The organism is Bradyrhizobium vignae, from assembly GCF_900324035.1.
GTDB classification, from domain to species: domain Bacteria; phylum Pseudomonadota; class Alphaproteobacteria; order Rhizobiales; family Xanthobacteraceae; genus Bradyrhizobium; species Bradyrhizobium vignae.
The window spans coordinates 4,905,676-4,918,586 of the sequence record NZ_LS398110.1; the positions used below are offsets into that span (position 1 = coordinate 4,905,676).

The 12,911-nt window shown below is 63.5% G+C and carries 12 protein-coding genes and 2 pseudogenes; 2 read left to right on the top strand and 12 right to left on the bottom strand.

Annotated elements, in window-relative coordinates:
• The 7 genes from BRAD3257_RS23980 to BRAD3257_RS24010 form a co-directional block, all read right to left on the bottom strand.
• The gene (locus BRAD3257_RS23980; protein ID WP_122403887.1) at nucleotides 1-1,026 is read right to left on the bottom strand and encodes an ABC transporter ATP-binding protein; all 1,026 of its coding nucleotides are present in this window, start codon (nucleotides 1,024-1,026) and stop codon (nucleotides 1-3) included.
• Nucleotides 1,019-2,116: an ABC transporter ATP-binding protein gene (locus BRAD3257_RS23985; RefSeq protein ID WP_122403888.1), complete on the bottom strand. Its 1,098-nt coding sequence runs from the start codon at nucleotides 2,114-2,116 to the stop codon at nucleotides 1,019-1,021. Before BRAD3257_RS23985 ends, BRAD3257_RS23980 begins: the two co-directional genes overlap by 8 nt.
• A 10-nt stretch (nucleotides 2,117-2,126) precedes the next feature.
• Nucleotides 2,127-2,255, bottom strand: coding sequence for a hypothetical protein (locus tag BRAD3257_RS42250; RefSeq protein ID WP_376707328.1), 129 nt, complete (start codon nucleotides 2,253-2,255; stop codon nucleotides 2,127-2,129).
• Nucleotides 2,256-2,323: 68 nt separating this feature from the next.
• Nucleotides 2,324-3,286, bottom strand: coding sequence for a carbohydrate ABC transporter permease (locus tag BRAD3257_RS23995; RefSeq protein ID WP_122403890.1), 963 nt, complete (start codon nucleotides 3,284-3,286; stop codon nucleotides 2,324-2,326).
• Nucleotides 3,283-4,257: a carbohydrate ABC transporter permease gene (locus tag BRAD3257_RS24000; protein WP_122403891.1), complete on the bottom strand. Its 975-nt coding sequence runs from the start codon at nucleotides 4,255-4,257 to the stop codon at nucleotides 3,283-3,285. Before BRAD3257_RS24000 ends, BRAD3257_RS23995 begins: the two co-directional genes overlap by 4 nt.
• Before the next feature lie 71 nt (nucleotides 4,258-4,328).
• Nucleotides 4,329-5,687: an ABC transporter substrate-binding protein gene (locus BRAD3257_RS24005; RefSeq protein WP_122403892.1), complete on the bottom strand. Its 1,359-nt coding sequence runs from the start codon at nucleotides 5,685-5,687 to the stop codon at nucleotides 4,329-4,331.
• 619 nt (nucleotides 5,688-6,306) lie between these two features.
• Nucleotides 6,307-7,431, bottom strand: coding sequence for a mandelate racemase/muconate lactonizing enzyme family protein (locus tag BRAD3257_RS24010; protein WP_122403893.1), 1,125 nt, complete (start codon nucleotides 7,429-7,431; stop codon nucleotides 6,307-6,309).
• A gap of 158 nt (nucleotides 7,432-7,589) precedes the next feature.
• Here BRAD3257_RS24010 and BRAD3257_RS41995 point away from each other — a divergent pair.
• Nucleotides 7,590-7,712 (top strand): annotated as a pseudogene (locus tag BRAD3257_RS41995) (SDR family NAD(P)-dependent oxidoreductase); the annotation flags it as partial.
• Nucleotides 7,706-7,882: pseudogene (locus BRAD3257_RS24020) on the top strand (NAD(P)H-dependent oxidoreductase); the annotation flags it as partial. The pseudogenes BRAD3257_RS41995 and BRAD3257_RS24020, both read left to right, overlap by 7 nt.
• A gap of 33 nt (nucleotides 7,883-7,915) precedes the next feature.
• On the opposite strand, the gene hydA reads toward BRAD3257_RS24020, so the two are convergent.
• Genes hydA through BRAD3257_RS24045 form a run of 5 tightly spaced genes read right to left on the bottom strand, consistent with a single transcriptional unit; the run spans nucleotide 7,916 to nucleotide 12,693 of the window.
• Entirely contained in the window at nucleotides 7,916-9,325 is a 1,410-nt protein-coding gene (gene hydA, locus BRAD3257_RS24025; protein ID WP_162500334.1) for a dihydropyrimidinase, read from the bottom strand.
• Nucleotides 9,326-9,336: 11 nt separating this feature from the next.
• Nucleotides 9,337-10,068, bottom strand: a complete 732-nt coding sequence (locus BRAD3257_RS24030; RefSeq protein ID WP_162500335.1) for a maleate cis-trans isomerase family protein — start codon at nucleotides 10,066-10,068, stop codon at nucleotides 9,337-9,339.
• A gap of 9 nt (nucleotides 10,069-10,077) precedes the next feature.
• On the bottom strand, nucleotides 10,078-10,854 hold the full coding sequence (locus BRAD3257_RS24035; RefSeq protein WP_122403896.1) for an ABC transporter ATP-binding protein: 777 nt from the start codon (nucleotides 10,852-10,854) through the stop codon (nucleotides 10,078-10,080).
• A complete protein-coding gene (locus tag BRAD3257_RS24040) occupies nucleotides 10,854-11,705 on the bottom strand; it encodes an ABC transporter permease (protein WP_122403897.1) in 852 nt (283 codons plus the stop codon). The genes BRAD3257_RS24035 and BRAD3257_RS24040 overlap by 1 nt, the downstream gene beginning before the upstream one ends.
• Complete coding sequence (locus BRAD3257_RS24045) at nucleotides 11,689-12,693, bottom strand: ABC transporter substrate-binding protein (RefSeq protein ID WP_122403898.1); 1,005 nt, start codon at nucleotides 12,691-12,693, stop codon at nucleotides 11,689-11,691. Before BRAD3257_RS24045 ends, BRAD3257_RS24040 begins: the two co-directional genes overlap by 17 nt.
• Between the last annotated feature and the right edge of the window lie 218 nt (nucleotides 12,694-12,911).

Consider the following 12,911-nt stretch of genomic DNA (forward strand, 5'->3'; position numbering starts at 1 on the left):
CTAGTGAACCATCGCAGGGATGCGTTGCCCCGCGCGATCGAAACAGAGCGGATGCAGCAGGTGTAGTTCGACCTCCTGGCCGGACTGAAGCGGCCGGCGCGGATCCGCAAGCGTCACCAGCATCTCGCCCTTGTAGTCCAGGTGGATGTGATTCTGCTCGCCGAGGTGCTCGACGCGGTGCACGCGGCCGACCATTCGTCCGCCGTTGCGCGCGGCAATTTGCAGATGCTCGGTTCGGATACCAACGGTCTCCGTCCCCGGCGGCACCGGCACGTCTGACAACAGACGGGCCGGAAGGAAGTTGATCTGAGGCGTGCCGAGGCGCGAGGCGACATAGCTCGATGAAGGACTCTCGTAGATCTCCCGCGGCGTACCGCACTGAAGGAGCTGGCCGTCCCTGATCACGCCGATCCTGGAAGCCATCGTCATGGCCTCGACCTGATCGTGGGTCACGTACAGAATGGTCGCGCCAAGCTCGAGCTGGATCCGCTTGAGCTCGAGACGAAGCTCCGCACGCAGCTTCGCATCCAGCGATGAGAGCGGCTCGTCCATCAGGTAGATCGAGGGATCGCGAACCAGCGCGCGGCCGATCGCCACCCGCTGCATTTCGCCTCCGGACAGACGGGTTGCACGGTTGTTCAGCTTGCTTGCGATGTGCAACAGCTCCGCAGTCCGTTCGACGCGCTTGCGGATGATCGGCTCCGGCACGCGCCGTGCGGGAGAGCGCAACGGAAATGCCAGATTGTCAAAGACCGTGAGGTGCGGATACAGCGAATATTGCTGGAAGACGAAGGCGATATCGCGTGATCCCGGCGGATCACGCGTCACGTCGCGGCCGTCGATCATGACCGAGCCGGTGTCGGGGGTCTCGAGCCCCGTGATCAGCCGCAACGTCGTGGTTTTGCCCGCGCCGCTCGGCCCGAGCAGGACCAGGAACTCTCCGTCGTTCACCGCCAGCGAAAGCTCGCGGACCGCCTCGGCCGCGCCGAAACGCTTGCTAATGTTGCGCAACGCGACGTCAGCCATGGCGCACCCTCCCCTCATTGGCGGTTCGAACAGCGAGACCGCTGGCGACATCGAACAGCGCCAGCCGCTCGGAGTGGAATTCAAGACCCACCGTCTCGCCGATCCGCACCGACGCGCTGGAGGGCAGCCGCGCCGCGAGGCGTCCGTGCGGCGTGTCGACGGTGACGATCTGCGTGGTGCCGAGATATTCGGCACCGAACACTTCGCCGCGGACGGGAGCCTCGTCGGCAAAGCGGATGTGCTCAGGACGTATCCCGAGCGCCAGCGGTGCGCTCGCACGGTCCTCGCGGATCTCCGGGACGTCGACGCTGACGCTATGAAAGGCGACAGTCCGATCCCCCGACCGCAAGCCGCTTTCAAACCGCAGGAAATTCATCGGCGGCGAGCCGATGAAATCGGCCACGAACATGCTGGCGGGCCGGTCATAGACTTCTTGCGGCGAGCCGATCTGCTCGACCCGTCCCTTGTTCATGACCGCGATCTGATCCGCCATCGACATCGCTTCGAGCTGGTCGTGCGTCACGTAAACAGTGGTCGCACCGATGCGCTCGTGCAGGTCGCGAAGCTCGCCGCACATCACATGCCGAAACTCGGCATCGAGCGCCCCGAGCGGCTCATCCATCAGGAAGGCCTTCGGCCGCCTCACCATGGCGCGGCCAAGCGCGACGCGCTGCCGGTCGCCGCCCGAGAGCTTCGACGTCTTGCTCGACAGGAGATGCTCGATCCGCAGCAGCCGCGCGGTTTCCTGCACCCGCTCGCGAATCTCGCGCCGCCCCATGCCCTGGCACTTCAGGGGAAAGCCAATGTTGCCCGCTACATTCATGTGTGGATAGAGCGCAAAGAGCTGGAAGACGAAGGCGATATCGCGGGCGGCGGCGCGGCGGAAGGTCACGTCCTCGCCGTCGAGCAGGATCTTGCCCTCAGTTGGCAGCTCGAGGCCAGCGATCATGCGCAGCGTGGTTGTCTTGCCGCAGCCGGAGGGCCCGAGCATCGCAAAAAAGGTGCCGTCGTCGATGGTGAAGTTCGAGCCTTCAACGGCCGTGAACTGATCGAACGACTTGCGCAGGTTTTCGACGCGGATTTGTGCCATGGCTGCCGCCCTATTTCGGAAAATGGCTGACGATGACGTAGCCAACCGTGCCGGCGAGGATGGTCGCGAAGGAATAGCTGTACAGATCGATCGACCACGGCTGCACCAGCATGACGATGCCGCCCCCGATCAGGGTCATCGCGCCGGCCTCCCAAGGCCCACGCAGCAACCAGCGAGACATTCCGCTTTTTTCAACCGCAGAACCGCTCATTTGCGCACAGCTCCGAAGGTGATGCCGCGCAACAAGTGCTTGCGCAACAACACGGTGAACAGGACGATCGGCACGACGAACAGTGTGGTCGCGGCAGCAACCGCCGGCCAGTCCTGCCCGCCCTCGCCGATGATGAAGGGAATGAAGGGCGGCATGGTCTGTGCCTCGCCGCTCGTCAGGAGAACCGCGAACGCGTACTCGTTCCACGAGAAGATCAGGCAGAAGATTGCGGTCGCGGCGATCCCCGTGACGGCCTGCGGCAACACGACCTTGCGCAGGGCCTGGAGCCGCGTGTAGCCGTCGACGAGGGCGGCCTCCTCGTATTCGCGCGGGATCTCGTCGATGAACCCCTTGAGCAGCCAGACCGCGAGCGAGACGTTCACGGCGGTATAGAGCAGGATCATTCCGAGCCTGGTGTCGGTCAGGTTGAGCTGCCGGTACATCAGATAGATGGGGATCGCCACGGCAACGGGCGGCATCATGCGCGTCGACAGGATGAAGAATAGAAGATCGTCTGCCAGGGGAATGCGGAAGCGCGAGAAGGCGTAGGCTGCGAGCGTGCCGAGAAAGACGGCCAGGAAGGTCGAGCCGAACCCGATGATCAGCGAGTTGACGAAGCGCGGCACGACCTTCGACGGTCCGGCAATGACCATGTCGCGCTGGCGCACGAGCTTGTCGTACCACGTCTGCGGCGGCGGCAGCTTGGCGACGAAATCCGGTGTCTGGCGGGTACGTACGGTAAAGAGGTTCACGTAACCCTCGAGCGTCGGCTGGAAGATCACCTTCGGCGGATAGGCGATGGCGTCACTCTGCGACTTGAATGCGGTGGCGACGATCCAGAGCAGCGGCAGGATCGTGATCACGGCGTAGAGGATCACGAGGCCGCCGGCCACGGCCTTCGCGCGCGGCGAGGCCTCCACGATGGAGTGAGCGGTGGACTTGGTGAGGACGGCGGTCATCGTTGCTTCACCTTGTTGAGCGCTTTGACGTAGATGTTGGCGGCACCGAACACGGTCACGAACAGGATGATGGCGAGCGCGGAGGAATACCCGGTGCGCCATTTCTCGAACGCGGCGCGCTTCAGCGTGATCGACACGAGCTCGGTGGTCGAGCCGGGGCCTCCGGACGTCAACAGATTGACCATGTCGAACATCTTGAAGTTCTCGATCGCGCGGAAAAGCACGGCGAGCATCAGGAATGGAACCGTCATCGGCAGCGTGATCGACCAGAACTGCCGCCAGGCTGAGGCGCGATCGACTTCGGCCGCCTCATAGATGTAGTCGGGAATGGAGCGAAGCCCGGCGAGGCAGATCAGCATGACGTAGGGAGCCCACATCCAGGTGTCGACCAGCACGATGGTCCAGGGTGCGAGCGAGACCTGCCCGGTCATGCTGAACGAGCTCGGCGGCACACCCGTGAACAGGCTGATCAGGTAGTTGAACGGACCGATCTGCGGCTGCAACAGCAGTGTCCAGAAGTTGCCGACCACCGCCGGCGACAGCATCATCGGCAGCAGGATGATCGTGGTCCAGAAGCTGTGGCCGCGGAACTGGCGGTTGATGAGCAGGGCGAGGCCAAACCCGATGATCACCTGCAGCGTCACTGACCAGATCACGAATTGCGCCGTGGTCTGCAGGCGGAACCAGATGTCCTCGTCGCCGAGAATGTCGGTGAAATTGTCGAGCCCGACGAACCGCAGCGGCAGATAGGACATGCTGAGATTGAGGCTGGTGAACGACAGCCGGATCATCCAGATCAGCGGAAAGATATTGATCGCGAGCAGCAGCCCGATCGTCGGCGCAACGAACAGCCAGGCGATGGTCCGGTCCGACAGGCCACGGACACGCCGCGTGGCGCGCGATTTGGCGGGCTCACTCACACCGGCGATCGTAGCATGATCAGGTTGAAAGATCGTCGTCATCTTGTCCATCGGTTGGCTGGTTCGGCTTCCCCGAGGCACCTCCCCGGGGAAACCAGTTCAGTTGATGCGAGAACCCGAGTCTATTGCGACGCGACCTGCTTGCCCTGTTCCTTGAAGACCTTGGTCCAGTCCTTGACGAGGAGATCGAGCGCTTGCTGCGCCGTGCCCTTGTCGGCAACGACGTAGTCATGCACCCGCTTCTGCATGTCGAGCAGCAGTTGCGCGTAGGATGGCTCGGCCCAGAAGTCCTTGACGATGCCCATCGACTCCAGGAATTGCGGTGCGAACGCTGCGCTCTTCGGGAAGTCGGGCGCGTCGACGACCGCCTTGAGAGCCGAGTAGCCGCCGAGCTGCCACCATTTCTGCTGCACGGCGGGCTGCGCGAACCATTTGATGTAGGCCAGCGCGTCGTCCTTGCGGTCGGAGGTCGCGACCACCGAGATCCCCTGCCCGCCAAGCTGGGTGAAGTGTCCGGCTGGACCGGCCGGATTGACGAAGAAGCCTATTCTGTCGCCGCCGACATTCGGATCCTTGTACAGGCCGGGGAAGAAGGCGAACCAGTTCATCTGCATCGCCACCTGGCCGGACTTGAAGGCGTCGAGCCCCTCCTGCATGTAGGCGTTGGTCATGCCCGGCGCGGTGCAGCACTTGTAGAGCTCCTTGTAGAACTCGAGCCCCTTGGCCGCCTCGGCCGAATTGACGACGCCCTGCATTTGGTACGGCTTCTTGGGATTGTCGTAGCTGAAGCCGTAATTGTAGAGCACGTTGGTCACGCCCATGGTGATGCCTTCGGAGCCGCGCTCGGTGAAGATGTAGGCGCCGTAAACCTTTTTGCCGTCGATCTCGCGGCCCTGGAAGAACTCGGCGACCTGCTTCAGCTCGTCATAGGTCTTCGGCGGCGCCAGGTCGCGGCCGTACTTGGCCTTGAACGCGGATTGAATTTCGGGTCGCGAGAACCAGTCCTTGCGATAAGTCCAGCCGACCGCATCGGCCATGGCCGGCAGCGCCCAATAGTTCGGCGAGTTCTTCGGCCACTGCGAATAGCCGACAACCGTCGCCGGAACGAAGTCGTCCATCGATATCTTCTCCTTGTCGAAGAAATCGTTGAGCTTGACGTACCACTTGTTCTCGGCGGCTCCGCCGATCCACTGGCTGTCGCCGATGATCAGGTCGCAGAGCTTGCCGTGGGAGTTGAGCTCATTGAGGAAGCGATCGGCATAGCTCGTCCATGGGACGAACTCGTATTTCATCTCGATGCCGGATTGTTTCGTGAAGTCCTTGCCGAGTTCGACCAGCGCGTTGGCGGGATCCCATGCCGCCCAGCACAGCGTGAGCTGCTTACCTTGGGCCGCAGCTTCGCCTCCGCCAAATCCCCCCAGCAGCGCCGCTCCGAGAACCGTGGTGGCCGCCGAGCTTCTCAACCAACTGAATGTCCGCATATCCGTTTCCTCTCTCGTTGAAGCATCCAATCCGCTCGGCGCTTCCTGCCGGAACGACGCCGAGACCCTGAAACCGAGTTTGAGGAGCGATGAGTGAAGGACGAGACGGACCGCTTCCGGAGACGGCTCCGGAATGGCTTGGGCTCCTCCCACACATCGGCCCGATGCGTGATGTTTAGTTTTTTTTACAGAACTAAACGTATTACTAAATTCTGGAGATCGTCAAGCCCCGTTTGTCGCGAGCCTGGCGAAAAGACTTACGGTGTTCGCTCGCAAGCGGGATGTTCGCAGTTGCAGCGAAAATTCCGGAAAATCTTGCCGAATGCGACCGCCGATGTCGCCCGGCAGGAGCAATCCAGCCCATCCGAACAACAGGAGAGCCGGAAGGTCGGCCACAGCCGCGTGTTTAGCAAACTGCTTTTACTGAAATGTTCAATGAAGCAGTTCGGAGGCGCGAGTAGCCCCTCGTTGTCCGAAATCTGACGATGGCCGCCTCCGTTCGGATTCGTCGCATCTGTGCGGTCGGTGCTGCCTCGCAACCTACTTCGAGACAGCTCCCTGCGTCGCCGGTGCACACCGCAAATTGCGGCCGAAAGCCAGCAGGTCCTGTCACTCTGGTCTAGATGCTGCGATAGCGCTCGATCGAGGCAAGATCGGGCACTATTCCGAGCCCGGGGTCTTCGCCCAGCTGAACGGTTCCTTCCCTCACATTGACGATCGAGCCACAGAACAGATCGCGCAGTGGGTTATCGTTGGCATCGACTTCCAGCCAGCCATCACCTCCGATACCGGCGAGAAGATGCGCGGATGCAAGCAGGCCGAGACCACCGCCGAGATAGTGCGGACAAAACGTCTTTCCCGCCTCCAGGATGTCGCGAGCCAGACCGGCACAGAGGCTGAGGCCGCCCCATTTCGCAATATCGGGCTGAACCACGCCAAGCACGCCTTCCGACAGAACGTCGTTGAAGGCTTCGACGCTCGAAATGTTCTCGCCGCCGGCGATCGGCATCTTCGCCGCGGCATGCAGCCTGCGCCACTCCTCGCGCGGGCGATCGGCGCGGATCGGCTCCTCCAACCAGCGCAGATCGAATTCGGCAAGCCGCGGCAGCATCTGAAGCGCCTGAGCCGTTGACCAGCCCTGATTGGCATCGCTGGCAAGCATGCCGGCGCCGACAAGTCCGCGCAGCGCGGCCAAATTGGCAAGGTCGGTCTCGATGCCGAAGCCGACCTTCAGCTTCAGCGCACGATGACCGCGCGCGAGCGCGGCCTCCGCTGTCTGTGCCGCACCGCTGGGATTGATGCCGCTGGCATAGACCTTGATCGTATCGGAGTGCGCGCCCAGAAGCCGCCAGAGCGGCGAACGCTGGCGGCGTGCGGAGAGGTCCCACAGCGCGAGATCGATACCGGCGATCGCCTGCGCAAATGGTCCCGGTTCGCCGCATTGAAGCGCCAGCACCTCGGTGCCCTTGGTCAAGGTCTCGAAAGCCTGAGCGGGACCGTCGAATTTGCGACCGACAAGGCCGGGCGCAAGCACCTCGTTGACGAGCCGGGCGCGATGCTCCGCGCCGGGCGCCGGAAAGTTGGACCAGGATTCACCCCACCCCTCGACGCCGTCTTCATCGACAGCGCGAACAAAGACGGCGGGACGGTTGAGCATCTTGCCGAACGACGTCACAACCGGCGTCGCCAGTGGATAGCGATAGCAGAACGCCTCGATCGAGCGGATGGTGAAGCCGTCAGTCATATTGCGGATCCTGCGATCGGGGTGAAACCACGCAGAGCCACTATCTCAATAGGCGCGCGCGAAGTCACCTTCCTGCTTGATCTCAGTGAACACCGGAAAGCGCGCCTTCCACGGCGCGGCCCTGGCCGTGGTGAGCTTGTCGAGCCGTTCTGAAGCGGGCCGAGGAAGACATCCGCATCAATGCGGTGGCTCCCGGCGCCGTCGCCTTCCTCTGCATGCCGGCGTCGCAATATGCGACCGGCACGGTGATCGCGGTGGACGGAGGATTCCTCGCGGAATGAACCGCGGCCGCATCGATATGGCAACGCCTTACTTGCGGGAAATCCTGCGCTTCATCGGCATCAGCAATGTCCGCTTCGTGCTGATCGGTCCAACCGCCGGACCGCAGCAGCCGATCGACGCTGCCCGTGAAAGGACCCATCGACGCCTCGCTGCAATGGCCGCGAGCTTCTGGATGTCCGCTTTGGCGGCAGGTCGAGCCGGATCAGATCAGGCTCGACTTGCCCCGGCTCAGCACTTGGCCTGCACCTTTGGCACCGACGATCCGCCCCTTGTTGAAGACCACCTCTCCGCGGGCGATCGTCGTCACCGGCCATCCTGTGACCTCGAACCCTTCCCAGGGCGTGTAGTCCGAGCCGTGATGCAAATCGGTCTGCCGGATGGGCTTCTTCAATTTGGGATCCCAGAGAACGATATCGGCATCAAAGCCGACACCGATCGAGCCCTTGCGCGGATAAAGACCATAGATCCTTGCATGGTTGGTCGCGGTCAGCTCGACGAACTTCTGCAGGGTGATGCGTCCCTTCGAGACGCCTTCTGAGAACAGGATCGGCAGCCGCGTCTCGACACCGGGGATGCCATTCGGCACCCAGCGGAACGAGGTGCGGGCGTTCGGCGTCTGCTTGCCCTTGGGATCGTCGTAGCGGAACGGGCAATGGTCGGACGAGAAGGTCTGGAATACACCCGACGTGATGCCTTCCCAGATCGCTTGCTGGCTCTCGACATCGCGCGGCGGCGGCGAGCAGACATATTTCGCGCCCGTGACGTCCATGTTGAGGCCCTTCATGTCGTCGGCCGTCAGCGTGATGTATTGCGGGCAGGTCTCTGCATGCACCGGCAAGCCGCGCTGCTGCGCCCAGCGCACCTGCTCCATCGCCTCGCGACCGGAGACGTGCACGATCATGATGGGGACGCCGATCACCTCGGCATGGCTGATGGCGCGGTGCGTCGCCTCGCGCTCGACCGCCTGGGGCCGCGACACCCCGTGATAATAGGGCGCGATATGGCCTTCGCGCTCCAGCTTGCTGGTGAGGAAGCGGATGGCGTCATAGCCCTCGCAATGGACCATGACCAGCGCCTCCTCGCGGCGCGCGACCTCGAACACCTCGAGCAGCTGCTTGTCGCTGAGCACGAGGTCGTCATAGGTCATGAACACCTTGAAGGAGGTGTAGCCGTCCTTGACCAGGGCCGGCAGCTCCTGCCCGAGCACGACCGCGGTCGGGTCGGAGATGATGAGGTGGAACGCGGTATCGATATAGCATTCGCCTTCGGCGAGCTTGCGATAGTTCTCGACACAGGTTCGCAGCGAGGTCCCCTTCTCCTGCAGCGCGAAGGGCAGCACCATGGTGTTGCCGCCGGCAGCCGCCGCGCGTGTCGCCGAGGCAAAATCATCGGCCATCACCACGTCGGGGCCCGAGGGCTGGGAGATGTGGACGTGGCTGTCGATGCCCCCCGGCAGCGCCAGCAGGCCAGTCGCGTCGATCTCCTGCGCCGCGCCCTCGAGATGATCGGCGATGCTGACGATTCGGCCGTCGCGAATGCCGATATCGGCGCGGAACTCGTCGCTGGCCGTCACGATGGTGCCGCCCCGAATGGCGAGATCGAGCTGGGTCACGTGCGCCTCCGTCACTTGATGGCCGCGGATGTCTGGAATATGCGGCCCCACCCCGCAAGGGCCCTGATGTCGCAGCAGGCGAGACCGAGGGTCCGCCACAGCGTGACCGCGACCGAGTCGAGCACAGCGACGTCCAATTCCCGTTCGAGCGAGGCCGCAAGCGCCGCAGCGTCGAGATTGGTGCAGAGGATGACGATCGCATCTGCTCCCTCCGCCGCCACGGCGCGAATCATGTCCGCAATGGTCGTCGGCGCGACCTCTCCAAAGGAGAAATTGTCGCGCAGGCCGAGGTGCCGCTCGGCGTGCGGGGCGATCCCCTCCTCGGCCCAGACGTCGGCGATCCGCCGCTGCACATCGTCCGTATAGGGCGAGACCAGGCCGACGCGCTTGGCGCCGAGCGAGCGGGCGGCATCGATGCAGGCGAGCGTCGACGTTGTCGCCGGGACGCCCGCGCGCGCCGTGATCGCCTCGCGCAGGCTCCGGTCGCGGCCGATACCGAGCCAGCTTGCGGAGGTGCCATTCCAGGCAATCGCGTCGACCTTGGCATCGGTCAGCAGGTCCGCGGCCGGCAGCATCACCGAGGCATCGAACTGGCTCAGCGCGGCGGCGTCGAGCGCAATCTCGGTGACGCGAAAGCGCGAGAAATGTGCGGTGACATCAGCCACGCCATGCAGCATGGCGCTGGTGACGGGCTCCAGCACCGAGTTGGAGGATGGCGTGATCATGCCGAGACGCTTGCGCATGGCGATACCTTACGACGCCTGCGCAAGCCGCGTCGACTCCTCCCGGATCAAAGCCAGGATGTGGCGCTTGGCGTCGTTGAATTCGGGGCTGGTGATGTCGCGCGGGCGCGGCAGGTCGAAAGTGACGGCCTCGCGGATTCGGCCCGGCCGCCTGGTCATCACCACGATCTTGTTGCCGAGCACCAAGGCCTCGTCGACGCTATGAGTGACGAACACGATGGTGCAGCGGCGCTTCTGCCAGATCGCGACCAGCTCCTCCTGCATTTCGAGCTTGGTCTGGGCATCCAGCGCCGCGAACGGCTCGTCCATCAGGATCACGCTCGGGTTCATCAGCAGCGCGCGGGCGATCCCGACGCGCTGGTTCATGCCGCCCGACATTTCGGAAGGATGATGATGCTCGAAGCCGCGCAGGCCGACGAGATCGATGAACTCCATGGCGCGGTCGTGGCGCTCGGCCTTGGCGACCCCCTTGAGCTTGAGATGGAAGGCGATGTTGTCGATTGCGGTCAGCCACGGCATTAGCGTCGGCTGCTGGAACACCACCCCACGGTCCGAGCCGGGCCGCTCCACCTGCTTGCCGTCCACCAGCGCGCGGCCGCTTGTCGCCTGCTCGAAGCCCGCAATGATGTTCAGGAGTGTCGACTTGCCGCAGCCGGAGGGGCCGAGCAGGCAGACAAAATCGTTGGACTCGATGTCGAGGTTGATGTTGTCCAGCGTCAAGAGGTCCCGGCCGCGGCGCTTGTCGGAGAACACCTTGACGATGTTGCGAAGCTCGATTGCCGCCATCAGCCCGCCCTTCCCTGCACGGTGGTCGTCTGCTGCCAGCGCAGCGTGCGCGCCATGATCGCCTTGAGTCCGAGGTCGGAGAGATAGCCGAGCAGGCCGATCGAGATCATCGCAGCCAGCACGATGTCGTAGCGCAGGAAGTAATAGGAATCCCACAAGACATAGCCGAGGCCGCTCTTCACCGCGACCATCTCGGCCGTGACCGTCAGCATCCAGGCCGATCCGACCGCGATGCGCAAGCCCGCAAAGATCGACGGCAGCGCCGCCGGCAGCACGATGTCGGTCAGCATCTGCCGGCTATTGGCGCCCATCATCGCGCCGGCGCGCACGAGATTGTGGTCAACGGTCTTGACGCCGTGGATGCTGTTCATCAGCACCGGAAAGAAAGCGCCGAGGAAGACGAGGAAGACCGCCGGCTTGTCGGCGATGCCGAACCAGATGATCGCCAGCGGAATCCAGGACACCGGCGGGATCGGACGCAGCATCTGCAGCGTGGGCTCCAGCGTCTTCTCGAACAGGCGCGACCAGCCGATCGCGACTCCCGCGAGGATGCCGAGCAGACTTGCCAGCGCAAAGCCGCCGAACACGCGAAACGCGCTGGCGAGCGCGTCACGCAGCCAGTGCCCCGAATAGGTCTGCGTGGTCTCGTCGAAACCGAACACCCAGTCGCCGAGCGCATGCAGCACCGCGCTCGGCGCCGGCAACAGCGCCGGCGGAAGCATGCCGCTGCGGGCAAAGGCCTCCCAGCCCGCGATCAGCAGCGCGGGTACGACGAGGCGTTCGAGCCCCTGGAATGCCCGCGTCAGCCGAAACGCCGGCCTTGCGGGCGAGACGTCAGTAACCGAGGTCATTCTTGGCCTTTCCGGTGGCCTGCTCCAGGAACGAATAATCCATGTTCTTCTCCGCTTCCGCGGAGACGTCCTTCGAGATGTATTTGAGGTCGCGCATCATCGCGGCGATCGCCAGCGTCTGCGAGCGATGGATCGCAGGATCGGGCGAAGCGTTCTTCAGCGCCTCGGTCGCCACATTCTTGTCGAGGCCGGTGAGCTTGTTGATGACCTCGACCCACGGCCCCTTGTCGGCGATCAGCTTGTTGTCGAGCTCGACCACGGCGCCGACGACGCCCTGGACGCCGGCGCGCTGGCCCGCGATCACATCCGAACGCGTGACGATCAGATTCGTGAGATTTCCCGCAGCCTGCTCATACGGCAGCACAAAATGCTTGCCGGCACCGGCGAGCCGGATCTGGGAGGCGAACGGCTCGACCGAGCAGATCATGTCGACCTCGCCGCGCTGGAGCGCGGCGAGATGATCTGACGGATTGGGGATGTTGATGAACTGGATGTCCTTGTTGGGATCGACGCCCTGCTTGAGGAACGCGCCGCGCATGTGGATGTCCTGCGCATTGCCGCGGGACGCCGCGACCTTGAGCGGCTGACCGTCGCTCTTCGCCTTCGCAACGGTCGTCTTGAACGTCGCCCAGTCCTCAGGGGGAAGGTTCAGCTTCGCGGAGGAGAGACATTCCGAGCCGCCATTGATCTGACCTGAGACGGCGACGACGTCGAAACCTTTGTCGAGCGCGGTGATGTAGTGGAGATAGGTCACCTGCGCGACGTCGATGCTCTTCGAGACCAGGGCGGTGAGCACGTCATTGCCCGAGTTGAAGCCGGTCGCCTCGACCTCGATGCTCTTGGCGATGCCCGGGATCAGCGACATCGGCAGGCAGTGCGCACATTTGGCGTAGCCGAGCTTGATCTTCGCCGCCTGCGCGGAGGCGAGATCGCTTCCGCCAAGCATCGCCGCCGTTACCACGAGGCCCAGTCGCAAACTCGTCCGCATCACCTGCTCCGTTTCGAATGCGCGGGATCTCGCGCGTCGGAAACGATCATCCGCCGCCCTTCGCCGCAAGGCAATCCAGTTTCTGCATGCTGCATACAATTTGCGCGCTATGCCATTGTTTTCAGCGAGATACGTCGATATTTTGGGCAGGCCAAAGGGTCGGAAACGGCTAAGATCCAACGTGAGAAGTGAGGCACGCGTGCAGCCAAAATCGGAAG

Coding starts and splice junctions, on each gene's coding strand:
- BRAD3257_RS23980 (WP_122403887.1), bottom strand. CDS start 1,026: ATGGCTGACGTCGCGTTGCGCAACATTAGCAAGCGTTTCGGCGCGGCC.
- BRAD3257_RS23985 (WP_122403888.1), bottom strand. CDS start 2,116: ATGGCACAAATCCGCGTCGAAAACCTGCGCAAGTCGTTCGATCAGTTC.
- BRAD3257_RS42250 (WP_376707328.1), bottom strand. CDS start 2,255: ATGACCCTGATCGGGGGCGGCATCGTCATGCTGGTGCAGCCGTGGTCG.
- BRAD3257_RS23995 (WP_122403890.1), bottom strand. CDS start 3,286: ATGACCGCCGTCCTCACCAAGTCCACCGCTCACTCCATCGTGGAGGCC.
- BRAD3257_RS24000 (WP_122403891.1), bottom strand. CDS start 4,257: ATGGACAAGATGACGACGATCTTTCAACCTGATCATGCTACGATCGCC.
- BRAD3257_RS24005 (WP_122403892.1), bottom strand. CDS start 5,687: ATGCGGACATTCAGTTGGTTGAGAAGCTCGGCGGCCACCACGGTTCTC.
- BRAD3257_RS24010 (WP_122403893.1), bottom strand. CDS start 7,431: ATGACTGACGGCTTCACCATCCGCTCGATCGAGGCGTTCTGCTATCGC.
- BRAD3257_RS24030 (WP_162500335.1), bottom strand. CDS start 10,068: ATGCGCAAGCGTCTCGGCATGATCACGCCATCCTCCAACTCGGTGCTG.
- BRAD3257_RS24035 (WP_122403896.1), bottom strand. CDS start 10,854: ATGGCGGCAATCGAGCTTCGCAACATCGTCAAGGTGTTCTCCGACAAG.
- BRAD3257_RS24040 (WP_122403897.1), bottom strand. CDS start 11,705: ATGACCTCGGTTACTGACGTCTCGCCCGCAAGGCCGGCGTTTCGGCTG.
- BRAD3257_RS24045 (WP_122403898.1), bottom strand. CDS start 12,693: ATGCGGACGAGTTTGCGACTGGGCCTCGTGGTAACGGCGGCGATGCTT.